This is a genomic window from Nocardia sp. NPDC052566 (assembly GCF_044547285.1).
Taxonomy (GTDB): domain Bacteria; phylum Actinomycetota; class Actinomycetes; order Mycobacteriales; family Mycobacteriaceae; genus Nocardia.
Genome location: NZ_JBIUAF010000001.1, coordinates 80,455 through 96,765, shown reverse-complemented (window position 1 = coordinate 96,765; position 16,311 = coordinate 80,455). Strand labels below are relative to the sequence as shown.

Below are 16,311 nucleotides of genomic sequence, written 5' to 3'. Positions count from 1 at the left end.
CCTGAGTCGACGACCGACGTACTCTTCGCCGGATAAAACCGGTGGCGATGCACAGCGGAGCGGGTGTTGAGTATCGCTATGGCATTGGCGCGCAAAGGAACCAGGATCATCGTCGTGGATGGTCAGCGGTATCGGTGGGTCGTCTCGCCGGGCGACTTGCTCGCGATTGTGGTCGAACGCGCCGAGGGCGTCGGCCAGCGCATGGTCACCGGCGGATTCGAGCACCCCACAGTGATCAGCCCGGGGCTGGTGGCACAAGCGGTGCGAAATGCGTTGCGGCACGGGTGGACACCGTTCGAACGCGGTCGCGCACTCATCCTCGCGCGCGGTGACCTGACGCCCGTGCGGTAGTCCGCGCCTCGCTCATGATGGGCGGGGCGCGGGGGCCAGCGCTTCGAGGTGAGCGGTCAGGAGGGTGTTCAGTTCGGTGGAGCGTTCCAGTTGAAGCAGATGGCCCGCGTCGGGGATTTCGGTGACTTCGCGGAGGCCGGGAACGTGGGCGCGGAGGGTGGCTAGGGGGTCACGGCCACTGAAGCCTTCCATGTCGGGGTCGCGGTCACCGTAGATGAAGTAGGTGGGGGTAGCGATGGCGGCGTCGGCGTAGTCGGCGGTGAGTTCCCAGTTGCGGTCGAGGGCGCGGTACCAGTTGAGGCCGCCGGTGAAGCCGGTGCGTGCGAATTCGGTGGCCAAGGTGTCGAATTCGGCTTCGGTGAGCCAGGGCCACGGGAGCGGCGGTGCGTCGGGGAGCACGTCGAGGTAGCCGGTGTTCTCCGGCGGGAAGCGCCAGGTGTCGAGGTAGTGGTAGTCGGCGCTGAGCGCGTAGTAGACGCGGGCGAGGAATTCCCGTGGGCGGGCGGCGAGTTCGGCGTCGGCGATACCAGGCCGCTGGAAGTAGTCGAGGTGCAGGAAGTGCCGTTTCGCGGCCTTGGCCCACAGCTCGGAGGGGCGGCGGGGCGGGCGCGGGGCGAACGGGTTGTTCAGGACGACGATGCCGCGCACACGCTCCGGCGCGCGCAGGGCGAGTTCCCAGACGAGCGCGGCACCGAAATCGAGGCCGGCGAAAACCGCTCGGTCCGAGCCGATCTCGTCGAGCAACCCGAGCAGGTCACCGATCACCGCCTCGTTGGTGTACGACTCGAGGTCGGCCGGAGCGTCGGTGAGCCCGTACCCGCGCAAGTCGGGTGCGATGGCGCGATAGCCCGCCGCGGCCACCGCGTCGAGTTGGCGATGCCAGACGTACCAGGTGTGCGGGAAGCCGTGGCAGAAGATCACCGGATCGCCCTGGCCCTTTTCGGCGACGTGCATTCGGATACCGTTGGTCGATACGAACCGATGCGTCAGCTCCACTGCCGCCTCCATCAACTAGAACGCGTTCCTGTTTCACGGTAGTGTACGGGGTTTATGAGCGAGCGCACCGAGCGAATCATCCACGCAGAGCATGGCGCATTGCGGAACAGGGTCGCGGTCGTCACCGGCGCGAGCCGCGGGATCGGCAAGGGCATCGCGCTGGAGCTCGGCGCGGCGGGCGCGACCGTCTTCGTGACCGGCCGGTCGGCGACGCCGGGGCGGCTGCCGGGAACGGTGCACGACACCGCCGCCGAGATCGACAAGCTCGGCGGCACGGGCATCCCGGTGGTGTGCGATCACCGCGACGACGACGCGGTGCGGCGCCTGTTCGAGCGGGTGCGCGCGGAACACGGCAGGCTCGACGTCCTGGTGAACAACGTCTACAACTCCCCCGCCGCGGCCCGCTGGCTCGGCAAACCGTTCTGGGAGGTGCCGCCGAGCGCCTGGGACGAGACCTTCGACATCGGCGTCCGATCCCATTACGTCGCAGCCGTTTTCGCCGCGCCACTGCTCATCGAGAGTGCCGGGTTGATCGTGAACGTCTCCTCGCCGGGCGCGGAACGCTACATGCACAACGCCGTCTACGGCGTCGCGAAGACCGCACTGGACCGCCTGACCGCCGACCTCGCCCACGATCTCGCCGCCACGCAGGCCACGGTCATCTCCCTGTGGCCCGGCATCGTGAATACCGAACTCCTCCAACTGATCCCGGCCGACGCACAGGGCCGCCGCCTGGTCACCCTCCCCGGCGAAGGCACCTTCGACCTCGACACCGCCGAAACCCCACGCTTCCCCGGCCGCGCGGTAGTCGCCCTCGCCACCGACCCCAACCGCCGCACCCGCACCGGCTCCGCCCACCGCGTAGCCGACCTCGCCGCCCACTACGGCTTCACCGACGTCGACGGCCGCATCCCCCGCACCGACTAGCACTGCTCCGCCCCCTTTGTAGCAGCCTCACACCCCCGTAATGGGTGTGCACTACGAAAAAGGGTGTGCACTTCACGTCGATCGTGGTGTCGGTCAGGCGTTTTCGAGGAACTGCTTGACGGCGCGCAGCGGTGTGGGTTTGGTGCGCCAGGCGAGGTAGACGTGGGAGGGTGGCGCGTCGGGGATGTCGATGTAGACCACGCCGGGGTGTGGGGCGCGGGTGCGGGCCAGGGCGGGGACGCCGCCGATGCCGCGGTCGGCGGCGACCAGTTCGATCCACGTGTCGAAGTTCGTGCAGGTGATGATTTCGCGTTCCGGGTCGGGGGCGGGCCACGATCCGGCGTGGATGGTGCCGGAGACGGTGTTCACCACCAGCGGGTAGTGCGCCAGGTCGGCCCAGGCCAGGTTGTTCGCGGTGGCCAGTGGCGAATTCGTCGAGACGGCGAGCACGCGCTGCTCGGTGGCGATCATCCGGGACGCGAGGTGGCGCGGGAGGCGAGCCTCGTTGCGGTACAGGGCGATATCGATGGAACCCGCTTCGAGCGCGGCAAGCGGATCGTCGATGCGGCGCAGGGTGATCCGACCGCCGAGCGCCTCGTAGTGGCTGCGCGGGACAGCGAACCAGTCCGGCAGCAGCCAGGCGAAACCCACCTCGATGGTGGCGCGCAGCCGCAACTCGGCGGCGACGGTGTCGATATCGGCGATGATCCGCCTGCTGTGCTTCACCAGATCGACGCCGGCCTCGGTCAGCTCGAAGCGGCGGGAGGTGCGCTCGATCAGCCTGCATTCGACGATCCGCTCCAGCTGCTGGATGGTCCTGGTCAGCGCGGGTTGGCTCAGGTGCAGGCGTGCCGCGGCCCTGGTGTAGTTCGCCTCCTCGCACAGCGCGAGAAACGCGCGCAGATGCCGGAGCTCGATATCCATGCGTAGAGCGTATACATCGTGCACAGAAAGCATTTCACAGGCGGCCCCGTGGTTGCATACTGTGTGATGCTGTGTCTACTGTCGCCCTCGCTCCCCCGTCACGCAGCACACTCATAGACGCCTTCACGGCGGGCGCGGGCATGGGGGCGGCCATCGGCGTCGGCCGCTTCGCCTATACGCCGCTGCTGCCGGTCATGATCGACGCGCACCGGTTCACCGCGAGCGACGGCGCGGTGATCGCCACCGCCAACTACGCCGGCTACCTCATCGGCGCCGTCCTGCTGGCGCGCAGGCCGGATCTGAACAACCGCAACACTTTCCGGATCGCCGCCGCGGCACTGATCGTCAGCCAGCTGCTGATGGCGGTGCCGGGCCCCACACCGCTGGCGATGGCGCTGCGACTGATCGCGGGCATCGCCAGCGCGCTGATCTTCCTCGGCTGCGCGAGCGCGGCGGCCAAGCTGGCGGGCCGGGTTGCCGGAATCGCGTTCGGCGGAGTGGGATTCGGTATCGCGATGACCGGTCTGCTGGTGCTGCTCCTGCGGCCGCTGCTGTCCTGGCAGTGGCTGTGGCTGGTCGCGGCCGCGGTGACCGCGGCGCTGCTGCTGCCGACCCTACGGCTCGACATCACGCCGGGTAAGCGAGCCGAAAACGCCGGTCCCGCAACGTCGGTGCGCGCATGGCGCGCGCTGCTCGCGTCGTACTTCCTGGAGGGTCTCGGCTACATCGTCATCGGCACGTTCCTGGCGGCCGCGGTGGCCGAGCAGCGCGGCGCCGCGGTCGGTTCCGCGGTGTGGATCGTGGTCGGCATCGCGGCGGCGCCCGCCACCGTGCTTGCCGGTCCGGTGATGCAGCGCTGGTCACCGTCGGCCGCGCTGATCGCCGCGCTCATCGCGCAATGCGTGGGTGCGGCGCTGCCCGCGGTGTCGACCGAGGTGTGGGCGACCACGCTGGCCGCCGCGCTGTTCGGTGCGACGTTCCTGCCGATCGTCATGCTCACCATGCGGGTCGGCGCCGAACTCTCCGACGGCAGCACCGCCGCGCGCCTCACCGCCGTCTACGGCGTCGGCCAGATGCTCGGGCCGCTGGTGGTCGCGCCGGTGGTCGGCGACGGATATCCGATCGCGTTCACGATCGCGACGGTGGTGCTCGCGGCGGCGGCGCTGGCGGCCGTCATCGTCGACCGTGGCGTGCGCTCGCTGCGCGGACCGTCGCTACAGCGCTGAGTCGCGCACAGCATCGAGCAGGGCTGCGCGATACGCGCAGCCCTGCTCGATGCGACGAATCAGGCGAACTTGATCTCGAGGCCGATGCCGAGGATCGAGATGAGCCAGACGAGGCCGGTGAAGATGGTGATCCGGTCGAGGTTCTTCTCCACGACCGTCGATCCCGACAGGCTGGACTGCACGCCGCCGCCGAACAGGCTGGACAAACCTCCACCCTTGGCGCGGTGCAGCAGCACCAGCAGCACCAGCAGCACGCTGGTGATGATCAGGAGGATTTGCAGGAACATCCGCATGTCGCCCATCCTATGGGGTGTTGTGCGCAGTCACCTAAATGGGGCATCCGGACACGAACGGATCCGGGGAGGCGAGGTACCGCCCTTCACATCCGCGACGACGCTCCGCGCCCACTTGTAGCCCCTCGTTTCGATGCGGAGAGTTCGCCGATTCCCCCTCAGCGCGGAGCGACCGCGACCAGGTGCGTTGTCGTTTCCTCACTGGTCATGAACTCGACGACCGCCTGCTCCCTGAGCTGGTCCTGAGCGGTGAGCCGCACCTGGTGCTGGTGCATGTGCTCGGCCCACGATCGCACGACGAACGCCTCCACGAACCGGTCGACGACGCCCACGTCGCGATACAGTCGCCACTCCATCGCACCGGTGCGCTGCATGGAGCGCCCGACGAAGACCATCGCGGCGAGGAATTCCTCGACACTTTCCGGTCGCACGTCATAGTTGCGCAAAACCAGCACCGGACCGTCTTCCGGGTCCGGTTCGACCACGAGTTGCGGCTCGTCCCAGAATGCCGAGGGCGTCAGGTCGAGTTCCTCGGCGTTGTGCCGGATCGGCAACCACAGGGTGCTCAGCGCGCACAGGGTGAGTAGTACCGCTGCCGCGAGCAGCGCGCGCACCGGGCCGAACGCGCCCGCGACCAGACCCCACACCAGCGACCCGATCGCCTGCCCGGCCATGAAGACCAGGAGATAGACCGACAACCCGCGCGCTCGCACCCACGCGGGCAGCAGCAGCTGCATGGTCGAGTTCATCGTCGACATCGCGAGCAGCCACGCGAGCCCGGCGAAGATCAGCAGAATCAGCACGACCGGCAGGCTGTGCACGACCGCGGCGGCCGCCGTCGCGAGGCCGAACAGCACGGCGGCGAGCCCGAGCCGCTGTGTCGGCGTGAGCAGCACGCGGATCCGGGACAGGGTGAGCGCGCCGACCACCGCGCCGAGCCCGAGCGCACCGAGCATCACGCCATAGCCGGAGGAGGACAAACCGAGTTCGTCGCGCGCGATCACCGGCAGCAGCGCCCACAGCGCGCTGGCGGGTGCGATGAAGAGGATCGATCGGAACAGCACCCTGCGGATCGCGGGCGCGGCACGGATGAACCGGGTGCCCGCCTGCAATGCCGCCAACGGCCGCTCGCTCGGCAGTTTCCGCTCGGTGGCGGGCCTGCGCCACACGGCGAGCACCGCGACGATCCCGCCGAAAGACAGGGCGTTGAGCGCGAACACCAGCTGCGGCCCGGACAGCGAGACCAGCACACCCGCCAGCGCGGGGCCGACCGCGCGGCCGAGGTTGATATTCATGCTGCCCAGTGCCGCGGCCGCCGTGATCTGTTCGCGCGGAACGAGTTCCGGCTGGATGGCCTGCCAGGCCGGGCCGGTCAGCGCCTGCCCGCACCCGAGCAGGAACAGCAGGGTCAGCAGCACCGACGGGGTGGTGTGCCCGGCCGCCGTCGACACCGCGAGCACGGTGGCGAGCACCGCCATCGTCGACTGCGCGCCGAGCAGCAGCCTGCGCCGGTCGACCAGATCGGCGATCACCCCCGACGGGATGGCGAGCAGCATCACCGGCAGCGTGATCGCCGTCTGTACGAACGACACCAGCGCCGCCGCATTCGGCTGGTCCACCAGCACCCACTGCGCGCCGACCGTCTGCATCCAGGTGCCCATATTCGACACCAGCTGCGCGATCCACAGCGCCCGATAGATCCGCGACCGCAACGGCGCCCAGGTCGAGATCGCGGGAGTCGCAACAGAGGTCACCCGCCGAGCATAATCGCGCCCCCACCAGCCCCACCGACACCGCACCCCGGCTCCCCCAAGATCATCAGGAACTGATGGCGGCGTTGTGCGAGTGACGAAGTACCTCACCAAAGCGCGCCACACGCGAGCACGCCACCAGCGTGCGCGACCAACGCACCCACGAGCGCATCCCACGCAGCGGCCAGTTGGAATTCCCCACTCGCGGCCATATAGCGGGGAACTATCCGGCCGCCGGGGCCGGCCGGTAGCAAACGATCACGCGGAGCGCGTCATGAAAGGCTGGACGGATGGACTGGCAGGCCGAGAACCCCGAACTCTGGGCGTTCCTGGGATCATTGCGGCGCGGCGAGATCCTTTCCGGCATCGTCACAGCGATCGAATCGTTCGGCGTGTTCGTGTCGTTGGACGATGGACCCCCGCATCCGCTCTACCCGGGCGTTGGGTTCATCACGATCCCAGAATTGTCCTGGGGTCGTTTCGGCGCGGCTTCCGATGTCGTTCAGGTCGGGCAACGCGTTTCGGGTGAATTTCTACAGTTCGACACCTGGAATGCCGAGGCCAGGCTGTCTCTGCGCGCAATGCGGCCCGACCCCTTCTATGCCTTTGCCGAGCACGCTACCGTCGGCAAAGAACTACACGGGCACGTCACCGAACTGGTGCCGTTCGGCGTCTTCGTCCAGGTGGCGAATGGGATCGAGGGGCTGATTCATCGCCGAGATCTCACCCTGATGCCCGACGATGACGTCCAGATCGGGGACGACATAACGGTCGTTGTCACCCATGTCGACCGGGAAAGACGTCAGCTGCTCCTCTCCCGACAAACCACCAGTCAGCTCTGACCCGCGAGCCCCTGGACCAGGAGGGCCGCCGTCGGTTTCACCAGCACAGCCGAAGCCGCCACCGGCCGCACACGGGGAACCGGAACTGGCCGTCCGTAGGGAATTCTCGCTGGCCGCTGTGACACGAGCGCACGCCACCTCCGATCACGGCGATGCCTGATCGCAGGTGGCGTGCTCGCAATTCTGTTGCGGCCGTCAGGAAACCGGCACGGCCTGGACGCGCGGGGTGTGCAGGGCCGCGAGGATCATGGCGATGCTCAGTAGACCCGCGCCGATCACGCCGGTGAGGCCGAGGCGGTCGCCGAGGAGCCAGACGGCGAGTGCGGTACCGGTGAGTGGTTCGAGCAGGGCGAGCATGGCGGCCGTCCCTGGGCCTACGTCGCGCAGGCTGCGGAAGTAGAGGGAGTAGGCGATCGCGGTGGGGAGCAGGCCGAGGGTGAGGATCAGGGGGATGCTCTCGGCGTCAGGCGTGAAGGTGATGCCGCTCAGTGCGGCCAGTGGGGTGAGGAAGAGGGCGCCGAGGGCGAACCCGTAACCGGTGGTGGTCATTTCGTCGAGCTCGGGCACCGGGGTCGCGCCGATGACGGTCATCGTGGCGAATCCGGCGGCCGCCACCAGGGACAGCGCCGCGCCCGCGAGGAGTGCGGTGGGGCGGATATCGGCGCTCGGCATGCCGATGAGCAGCGCGAGCCCGGCCAGGGCGAGGCCGATCGTCATCACCCGGCGCTGATCCAATCGCCTTCTGCCGGTGAGGTGTTCGAGCAGCGAGATGAGCACCGGCGAGGCGCCGATGGTGATCAGGGTCGGCAGGCTGACCGAGGCCGCGGCGACGGCACCGAAGTAGCTGGCCTGAAAAATCGCGGCAAGCACCGCGACCGCGCCGATCCGCCGCCACGCCGCGCGGGTGCGCGGCCATGGGCGCCGCATCAGCGTCAGCACGGCGACGAGCAGCAGACCACCGACGGCGAGCCGGTAGGTGGCGACCGAAACCGGCGACAGGCCGGTGACTCGATGCAACAGGCTGCCGAGCAAACCGCCGGTGCCCCAGAGCATTCCGGCAACGGTGAGTGAGACCAGCCCCGAACGGCCGGCCATGGACGTAGTTGTACGCATGATGTGTTCGCGCTCCTGCGACGAGGACGCGGTGTGGGCAACGGGCCAGAACGCACCGTCCGGGATCGTCGATGCGGCATCGGATAGGTGATACGCACATACGAAGGAACCCGTGAACACCGCAGTCGAATGATGGGGGTCGCGGAAGCGAGGTGCACGAATGCCGAAGAAGCGCACCCACCTAACTCGGCGGCACGCTGATACCTACACCTCGCTCAGGAGGCGGGCGGCGGTGTGATCGGGAAGCATCGGTGCACGCGCTCGATAGTAGCGCCCGCCGCGCCCTCGGTCGCCTGGGCCGTTCTTTCGCGCGGCCCGACGGCTTCGCACACGTGATCAAGGCCGTCGAGCGACCATGTCGCGCGCGAAGAGTCACTGCTGGAGGTCGAACCAATTGACGCCGAAGGTGATTCGCCGGTTCCGCGCGCCCGGCAGCGGCGAGCGCCTATCCTCGATCGATATAGGGCGGTCGAGGCGGGGTGGCCGGTCGCGTCTTCGAAAGGATCTGTGGCGCAATGACTATCGATGCCTGGGCACAGCATCCGACGGCACGGTTCATCGGCCAGGAGATGTTCGCGACGCTGCGGCGCTGGACCGGCGGGGTGATACCGACCGAGGAGATACCGCTCGACCTGACCGTCGCGGCGATGGACGCGGGCGGCGTCGATCAGGCGATGCTCTCGGCGTGGCACGGGCCGGACGGTTCGCTGATCGGCAACGACGAAGTGGCGGCATGGATAGCCAAGGCGCCGGGGCGTTTTCACGGGATCGCGTCGGTGGATCTGCGCAAGCCGATGGCCGGTGTGCGCGAATTGCGCCGCCGTGTACAGGACGACGGGTTCAAGGGCCTGCGGGTGCTGCCGTGGCTGTGGGAGACGCCGCCGACCGATCGCCGGTTCTATCCGCTGTACGCCGCATGCGTGGAACTCGGCGTGCCCTTCTGCACGCAGGTCGGGCACACCGGACCGCTGCGCCCGTCGGAGCCGGGACGGCCGATTCCGTACATCGACCAGGTCGCACTGGACTTTCCCGAACTCACCATCGTCTGCGGGCACGTCGGGTACCCGTGGACCGAGGAGATGATCGCGGTGGCGCGCAAGCACGAGAACGTCGTGATCGACACCTCCGCCTACACCACCGAGCGGCTGCCCGCCGAACTGATCACCTACCTGAAATCGGGCAGCGGCAGGCACAGGGTGCTGTTCGGCTCGAACTACCCGATGATCTTCCCCAAGCACGCACTCGAGGGCCTCGATGACCTCGGCCTGGACGAGGAGACCCGAGAGCTCTACCTCGACGGCAACGCTCGCCGCGTATTCGGGCTGTAGGCGAGACAACCGTACCCACTCTCGGCTGAGCGCCACGCCTTCGTGCGGCACCCGAGATGCGCTGCGCCTATTCGCGGTTGACCCGGGCATAGGTCAGCAGCAGGTCCTCGATCAGGGCGAGCACGGCATCGTCCATCGCCGGGTCACGAACCACACCGCGCACCACCGCCTGACCCGAGAACAGGTGCAGGACAAGGAAGAAGATGGGTTCGCGAACGCGCTGCGGGAATTGGCTCAGCACGGCGGTGCGCTCGACCTCGGCGACGATCTCCGCATAGTAGCTCTCGACGGTCGGCGCGATCCTGGTGCGCAGCTCGGCATCCGAGCGCGCGGCCAGATAGATCTCGCGCAACGCGTGCGTGAGGTTGGCGGCCTGCGCGTCGCGCAGGAAGCGCAGGGCGGTGTCGAGTGAATCCTCCTGGTCGGCAAGGTGTTCCATGACGACACGGAATGCGGCCGTCTGCCGCGTGACGATCTGCTCCGCGGTGCGCACGACGAGATCGAGCCTGCCGTCGAACTGACGGAACATCGCGCCGACGGAAAGCCCTGCGCGCCCGCAGATTTCCTGCACGGTGGCGCGCTGATAGCCCACCTCGCCGATCGCCTCGATGGTGGCGTCGACGAATTTGGCGACGGTCGCGTCGCGGCGCTCCTGCTGGGTGCGGCGCGGACGCGCGGTTTCGGTCATGACTGCCCATCCTGCCGGTCGATGCGGTGGCGGCGCCGCCGGGGTCGACGTGACCGTTGACACATGCTCCACCGGCAACTTACAGTCGTCCGCACAAGTTAGGAAATATCCGCTCTCTTTCTTGGGGGCGTCTCCACCTGCGGGTTCGATGAGGAGCTCCGATGAAAAAGATCGCGCACGCCTGCCTGGCCATGACCGCGGGACTGGCCGTCGCGCTGTGCCCTGCGCTCACGAGCGAGTCGGCCGCCGACCCGGTCGCGGTGGCGCCGCCGCTCCCCTTCCCTGTCCCGCCCGCGCCGCCCTATCTCGATCCCGCGTTCTACCAACCGGATCCGGCGCGAGTCGCCGCCGCGGTGCCGGGTGAGATCCTGTCGGCCCGCCAGGTGCACCTCGCCAACTTCTGGCTGCTCCCGCTCGACGTGCGCGCCTGGCAGCTGTCCTACCGCAGCACCAACACGCGCGGCGAGCCGATTCCCGCCGTGGCAACGGTGATCGTGCCGCACCGACCGGCACCGAGCGGCCGACGCGGGCTCGTCTCGTTCCAGATGGCCGAGGACTCGCTGTCGGTGAACTGCGCCCCCTCCTACACGCTGCAGATGGGGTCGCTGCCGAATCCGCTCAATCCCGTGATCAGCCTGGAATTCGTCGAGGTGCAGGCCATGCTGCAACTCGGCCACGCGGTCGTCATCCCCGACCACCAAGGCCCGAACGCCGCCTATGCCACCGGCCCGCTCGGCGGCCGCATCACACTGGACGCGATTCGCGCCGCGGAGCGCTTCGAACCCGCGGGCCTGCCGGGGACCGCCACCCGTACCGCGCTGTGGGGGTACTCCGGTGGCGCCATTCCGACCGCGCACGCGGCCGAACTCCAGCGCGAATACGCACCGGAACTGGAGATCACCGGGTCCGCGGCGGGCGGGCTGATGGCCGATATCCGGATGGCGATCGATTACAACAACGCCACCTCCACCTTCGGCGGCGCGGTGCTCGGCGGACTCTTCGGCGTCGCCCGCGAATACCCGCAGCTGGCCTCCTTCATCGACCGGAATATGAACCCACTCGGCAAGGCACTGCGCATCGCGCACGAAGGACAGTGCGTCGCACTGCAATTCGCCGCGTTTCCGTTCGTGAACATCAAGGGCCTGTTCGACTATCCCGGCGACCCGATGCGCGCCCCGGAACTGCAACCGATGCTGGACGAGCTCGCGCTCGGCCACCGCGGCACCCCCGTGGCGCCGGTGCTGATCTACGAGGCGCCGCTGGACGAGGTGATGCCGATCAACGCGGTCAACAAGACCTACGACACCTACTGCAAGGATCCGGCCGCGAAGGTCTACTACACCCGAGAACTGTTCAGCGAGCACGGAATTGCCGCCGCGGCGGGCGCCGGTTCGGTCGCGATGTGGCTCAACGATCGCCTCAACGGCATCCCGGCCCCCGACGGCTGCGGCAACCGCGACGTGTACAGCCAGCTGCTCGACCCCGGAGCGCTCGCCCTCTTCGCCAACGCCATCGGCCAGACCCTCGCGTCCGCCTTTGGCATGCCGGTCTGACGTCGCGAAATCCCGGCGGGGACCGACCGCGTCGGTACCATCTGCGCCATGTCGGCAAATTTGGTCCGTCTGGGTTCGCTCGTACTGCTCCTGCTGGCCGCCACCTCGGCCTGCTCGCGCGATCGCGGCGCACCCGGCGGCGTAACGGCCACGCCCGCGGGCCACACCTATATCTCCACCCAGGTCGACGGTCCGCCCATACCCGGGGGCGGACCGCTGACACTGACCTTCACCACCGACCGGGTGACCGCGAACGCGGGCTGCAACACCCATTCCGGCTCGGCCACCTTCGACGGCGACGTGCTGCGCGTCTCGGGCGTCGCGAGCACACTGATCGGCTGCCCCGGCGAACTTCAGGGTTCCGACGAGTGGATCACCGGCCTGCTGCAATCCGCGCCGACCTGGAAGCTCGACGGTTCGACGCTGACCCTGCGCGGCAACAACGTCACGGTCACCCTGCTCGACAAGAAGGTCGCCCAGCCGGACAAGCCGCTGACCGGCACCAACTGGATGGTCACCGAGCTGATCAGCAGCGAGGCCCGCATCCGCTCGCAGACCATCGACGAGGTCAAGCCGACGCTCACCATCACCCCCGACGGCGCCGTCTCCGGCAGCGCGGGCTGCAACCGGTTGATCGGCACCGCCAAGATCGACGGCGCCGAGATCGCCTTCCAGGTCGGCACCACCAAGATGCTGTGCCCACCGGAGGTGATGGAGGTCGAGCAGTCGGTGCTGAAGGCATTGGACGGGAAGGTCACCGCCACCGTCGACGCGGACGTCCTCACCCTGCGCAACCCCAACGGCAACGGCCTGGTACTGCACGCCATCTGACAGGTCCTGAAATGCGAAGAGCCGGATACCGTTCGACGGTATCCGGCTCTCGCTGTGCCGAAAGCGGTTACGGCAGTGGGCCGCCCGCCGCGATCGCGGACAGGGTGGCGAATTCGTCGCCCTTGAGCGACGCGCCGCCGACGAGTGCGCCGTCGATATCGGTCTGCGCGACCAACTCTCCGACGTTCTTGGCGTTCACCGAACCGCCGTAGAGCACCCGCACGCCCGCGGCGACCTCCGAGGACGACAGAGCGGCAAGTTCCGTCCGGATGGCGCCGCACACTTCCTGCGCGTCGGCAGGCGTGGCGACCCGGCCGGTGCCGATGGCCCACACCGGTTCGTAGGCGATGACGATCTTCGAGATCTCCTCCGCCGTCAGGCCTTTCAGCGAGCCACGCAGCTGCTCGAGGTTGTACTCGACATGCGTCTTCGCCTCGCGCACGTTCAGGCCCTCACCGATGCAGACGATCGGGGTGAGCCCGTACTTCAGCGCCTGCTTGGCCTTCGCCAGCACGGTGGCGTCGTCCTCGCTGTGATACTGCCGCCGCTCCGAGTGGCCGACCACGGCGAAGGTGCAGCCGAGCTTGGCCAGCATCACACCGCTGATCTCGCCGGTGTAGGCGCCCTCGTCGTGCGTCGAAACATCCTGCGCGCCATAGGTGATCAGCAGCTTGTCACCCTCGACGAGCGTCTGCACGCTGCGCAGATCGGTGAACGGCGGAATGACCGCCACATCGACCTTGGCGAAGTACTTCTCCGGCAGCGCGAAGGCGATCTTCTGCACCAGGGCGATGGCCTCGAGGTGATTGAGGTTCATCTTCCAGTTGCCCGCGATGAGCGGTTTACGCGCCATGGCTCAGTCCTCCAGCACCGAAATACCGGGCAGCTCTTTGCCTTCCAGGTATTCCAGGGAGGCGCCGCCGCCGGTCGAGATGTGCGAGAAGCCGTCCTCCGGCAGGCCGAGCGCACGCACGGCCGCCGCCGAATCGCCGCCGCCGACAACGGTGAAGCCACCCTTGCCCGTCGCGGTCACGATCGCCTCGGCGACTCCGCGGGTGCCCGCGGCGAACTTCTCGAACTCGAACACGCCCATCGGGCCGTTCCAGAAGACGGTCTTCGCCTCGGTGAGCAGTGCGGCGAAGCGATCCACCGACTGCGGGCCGATATCGAGACCGAGCCAGCCGTCCGGGATTTCGGTGGCGTCGACCACCTTCGTCTCCGCGTCGGCGGCGAACTTGTCCGCCACCACGATGTCGCGCGGCAGGTGGATGACGTCCGCGTACTCGTCGAGCAGCTTCTTGCAGGTCTCGATCATCTCCTCCTGCAGCAGCGAGGCGCCCACCGAAAGCCCTTGCGCGGCAAGGAAGGTGAAGCACATGCCGCCGCCGATGACGAGCGTGTCGACCTTGGGGGCCAGCGCCTCGATGACGGCGAGCTTGTCCGAGACCTTCGAACCGCCGAGCACGACCGCGTAGGGCCGCTCGGTGTTCTCGGTCAGCTTGGCAAGCACGTCGACCTCGGCCGCGACCAGCGTGCCCGCGTAATGCGGCAGCAGCTTGGCGACGTCGTAGACCGACGCCTGCTTGCGGTGCACGACACCGAAGCCGTCGGAGACGAACGCGCCGTCGTCACCGACCAGTTCGACCAGCGCCGCGGCCAGCTTGGCCCGCTGCGCCTCGTCCTTGCTGGTCTCGCGCGGATCGAAGCGGATGTTCTCCAGCAGCAGCACATCGCCGTCGGTCAGGCCCTCGGAGCGCGCGAGCGCGTCCTGGCCGACCACGTCACCGGCGAGCTGGACGTTGCGGCCCAGTTCCTCGGCGAGCTTGGCGGCGACCGGAGCCAGCGAGAACTTCGGGTCCGGCGCACCGTCGGGACGGCCGAGGTGCGCGGTGACGACCACCTTCGCGCCGGCCTCGACCAGCGCCTTGATCGTCGGCACCGAGGCGATGATGCGGCCCGGGTCGGTGATGACCCCGTTGTCGAGGGGGACGTTCAGGTCGGAGCGCACCAGGACGCCCCGACCTTCGACACCCTCGTTCAGGAGATCCTGAAGGGTTTTGACACTCATCGGGGTCAGAGGGACTTGCCGACGAGGCCGATGAGGTCGGCGAGGCGGTTGGAGTAGCCCCACTCGTTGTCGTACCAGCCGACGACCTTCACCTGATCGTCGATGATCTTGGTCAGCGGCGCGTCGTAGATGCAGGAGTGCGGGTCGGTGACGATATCGCTGGACACGATCGGGTCGACGTTGTACTTCAGGAAGCCCTTCAGCGCACCCTCGGCGGCGGCCTGGTAGGCGGCGTTGACCGCATCGATCGAGGCCGACTTCGACAGCGTCACGGTCAGGTCGGTGACCGAGCCCGTCGGGACCGGCACGCGCAGCGCGTAGCCGTCCAGCTTGCCGTTCAGCTCCGGGAGCACCAGGCCGATGGCCTTCGCGGCGCCGGTGCCGGTGGGCACGATGTTCAGCGCGGCGGCGCGGGCGCGGCGCAGGTCGCTGTGCGGGCCGTCCTGCAGGTTCTGGTCCTGGGTGTAGGCGTGGATGGTGGTCATCAGGCCACGCTCGATGCCGAACTCGTCGTTGAGCACCTTGGCCAGCGGGCCGAGGCAGTTCGTGGTGCACGAGGCGTTGGAGATGATGTTCTGGCTGCCGTCGTACTTGTCGTGGTTGACGCCCATGACGACGGTCAGGTCCTCGCCCTTGGCGGGCGCGGAGATGATGACCTTCTTGGCACCCGCGGCGATGTGGCCCTTGGCCTTGGTCGCGTCGGTGAAGATGCCGGTGGATTCGACGACCACGTCGACACCCAGGTCGCCCCAGGGCAGCGCCGCCGGGCCTTCCTTGATGGCCAGCGCCTTGATCCGCTGCTCGCCGACCACGATGGTGTCATCGCCGTCCAGCGAGACGTCCTGCGGCAGGCGGCCCAGGATCGAGTCGTACTTCAGCAGCGTGGCGAGGGTGTTGTTGTCGGTGAGGTCGTTGACGGCGACGATCTCGATATCGGTCGTGCCGAGTGCCTTCTGGGCCTCTACCGCCCGGAAGAAGTTACGTCCGATGCGGCCGAAGCCGTTGATACCAACCCGGACAGTCACGTTATCGCTCCTCAGCTTTCAAGCGGATTCATTCCGATGCCGTACTCACACTAGTGGTTGTCCGCAACCTCACCGACACGCGCCCGGCATCGGTGCGGCTTCGATGCCTGGTCAGACGCCCAGCCGCGGCCGGATCGCTTCCGGACGGCAGCGACCGCGCACCGCGGCGACCTCGGTCACTACCCCGAAACTCCCTGCACGACAGGATCTTTCAAGCAGCCGACCGAGCCGGGACGACTATCGCCGCAGGCGCGCCCGACCCCCTGAATTCTCCCGTCAAGGGGAGGAAATGCAGTGGCACACAAGCGCCATCGACGAACGAGACCGGACGATTCCGGACAGCGCGCCCCACACGCCGTCCGAAGTGACACGCACCACATGCCCGCCGGACGGCC

The 16,311-nt window shown here is 68.1% G+C and carries 16 protein-coding genes; 7 read left to right on the top strand and 9 right to left on the bottom strand.

The window, feature by feature from the left end:
• Positions 1-66: 66 nt before the first annotated feature.
• On the top strand, positions 67-351 hold the full coding sequence (locus ACIG5A_RS00430) for a hypothetical protein (protein WP_397236084.1): 285 nt from the start codon (positions 67-69) through the stop codon (positions 349-351).
• Positions 352-363: 12 nt separating this feature from the next.
• Here the strand turns inward: ACIG5A_RS00430 and ACIG5A_RS00425 are convergent, their stop codons facing one another.
• A complete protein-coding gene (locus ACIG5A_RS00425) occupies positions 364-1,347 on the bottom strand; it encodes an alpha/beta fold hydrolase (protein WP_397236082.1) in 984 nt (327 codons plus the stop codon).
• A gap of 54 nt (positions 1,348-1,401) precedes the next feature.
• Between ACIG5A_RS00425 and ACIG5A_RS00420 the strand changes: the two genes are divergently transcribed.
• On the top strand, positions 1,402-2,274 hold the full coding sequence (locus tag ACIG5A_RS00420) for an SDR family NAD(P)-dependent oxidoreductase (RefSeq protein ID WP_397236079.1): 873 nt from the start codon (positions 1,402-1,404) through the stop codon (positions 2,272-2,274).
• Between the two features lie 93 nt (positions 2,275-2,367).
• Here ACIG5A_RS00420 and ACIG5A_RS00415 read toward each other — a convergent pair whose 3' ends face one another.
• Positions 2,368-3,198, bottom strand: coding sequence for a LysR family transcriptional regulator (locus ACIG5A_RS00415; protein ID WP_397236076.1), 831 nt, complete (start codon positions 3,196-3,198; stop codon positions 2,368-2,370).
• A 71-nt stretch (positions 3,199-3,269) separates the two neighbouring features.
• Here ACIG5A_RS00415 and ACIG5A_RS00410 point away from each other — a divergent pair, with 71 nt between their 5' ends.
• Positions 3,270-4,424, top strand: a complete 1,155-nt coding sequence (locus tag ACIG5A_RS00410) for a YbfB/YjiJ family MFS transporter (RefSeq protein ID WP_397236074.1) — start codon at positions 3,270-3,272, stop codon at positions 4,422-4,424.
• A 59-nt stretch (positions 4,425-4,483) separates the two neighbouring features.
• Here ACIG5A_RS00410 and secG read toward each other — a convergent pair whose 3' ends face one another.
• Both secG and ACIG5A_RS00400 read right to left on the bottom strand, forming a co-directional pair.
• Complete coding sequence (gene secG / locus ACIG5A_RS00405; RefSeq protein WP_397236072.1) at positions 4,484-4,717, bottom strand: preprotein translocase subunit SecG; 234 nt, start codon at positions 4,715-4,717, stop codon at positions 4,484-4,486.
• 158 nt (positions 4,718-4,875) lie between these two features.
• Entirely contained in the window at positions 4,876-6,471 is a 1,596-nt protein-coding gene (locus ACIG5A_RS00400; RefSeq protein ID WP_397236070.1) for an MFS transporter, read from the bottom strand.
• 287 nt (positions 6,472-6,758) lie between these two features.
• Between ACIG5A_RS00400 and ACIG5A_RS00395 the strand changes: the two genes are divergently transcribed.
• Positions 6,759-7,310 (top strand): S1 RNA-binding domain-containing protein, encoded by a 552-nt coding sequence (locus ACIG5A_RS00395; protein ID WP_397236068.1) that lies wholly within the window; start codon positions 6,759-6,761, stop codon positions 7,308-7,310.
• Between the two features lie 195 nt (positions 7,311-7,505).
• On the opposite strand, the gene ACIG5A_RS00390 is transcribed toward ACIG5A_RS00395, so the two are convergent.
• Entirely contained in the window at positions 7,506-8,405 is a 900-nt protein-coding gene (locus ACIG5A_RS00390) for a DMT family transporter (RefSeq protein WP_397236066.1), read from the bottom strand.
• 533 nt (positions 8,406-8,938) lie between these two features.
• On the opposite strand from ACIG5A_RS00390, the gene ACIG5A_RS00385 reads away from it, so the two are divergent.
• The gene (locus ACIG5A_RS00385) at positions 8,939-9,751 is read left to right on the top strand and encodes an amidohydrolase family protein (RefSeq protein ID WP_397236064.1); all 813 of its coding nucleotides are present in this window, start codon (positions 8,939-8,941) and stop codon (positions 9,749-9,751) included.
• 67 nt (positions 9,752-9,818) lie between these two features.
• Here the strand turns inward: ACIG5A_RS00385 and ACIG5A_RS00380 are convergent, their stop codons facing one another.
• A complete protein-coding gene (locus tag ACIG5A_RS00380; protein ID WP_397236062.1) occupies positions 9,819-10,439 on the bottom strand; it encodes a TetR family transcriptional regulator in 621 nt (206 codons plus the stop codon).
• Positions 10,440-10,600: 161 nt separating this feature from the next.
• Between ACIG5A_RS00380 and ACIG5A_RS00375 the strand changes: the two genes are divergently transcribed.
• Positions 10,601-11,992, top strand: a complete 1,392-nt coding sequence (locus tag ACIG5A_RS00375; protein WP_397236060.1) for a lipase family protein — start codon at positions 10,601-10,603, stop codon at positions 11,990-11,992.
• A 48-nt stretch (positions 11,993-12,040) separates the two neighbouring features.
• Positions 12,041-12,823, top strand: coding sequence for an META domain-containing protein (locus ACIG5A_RS00370; protein WP_397236058.1), 783 nt, complete (start codon positions 12,041-12,043; stop codon positions 12,821-12,823).
• Positions 12,824-12,890: 67 nt separating this feature from the next.
• Here the strand turns inward: ACIG5A_RS00370 and tpiA are convergent, their stop codons facing one another.
• From tpiA to gap, 3 genes are read right to left on the bottom strand one after another with little or no spacing between them, the layout of a single operon-like run.
• Entirely contained in the window at positions 12,891-13,676 is a 786-nt protein-coding gene (tpiA, locus tag ACIG5A_RS00365; RefSeq protein WP_397236056.1) for a triose-phosphate isomerase, read from the bottom strand.
• 3 nt (positions 13,677-13,679) lie between these two features.
• Positions 13,680-14,891: a phosphoglycerate kinase gene (locus ACIG5A_RS00360; RefSeq protein WP_397236054.1), complete on the bottom strand. Its 1,212-nt coding sequence runs from the start codon at positions 14,889-14,891 to the stop codon at positions 13,680-13,682.
• Positions 14,892-14,896: 5 nt separating this feature from the next.
• On the bottom strand, positions 14,897-15,916 hold the full coding sequence (gene gap / locus ACIG5A_RS00355; protein ID WP_397236052.1) for a type I glyceraldehyde-3-phosphate dehydrogenase: 1,020 nt from the start codon (positions 15,914-15,916) through the stop codon (positions 14,897-14,899).
• Between the last annotated feature and the right edge of the window lie 395 nt (positions 15,917-16,311).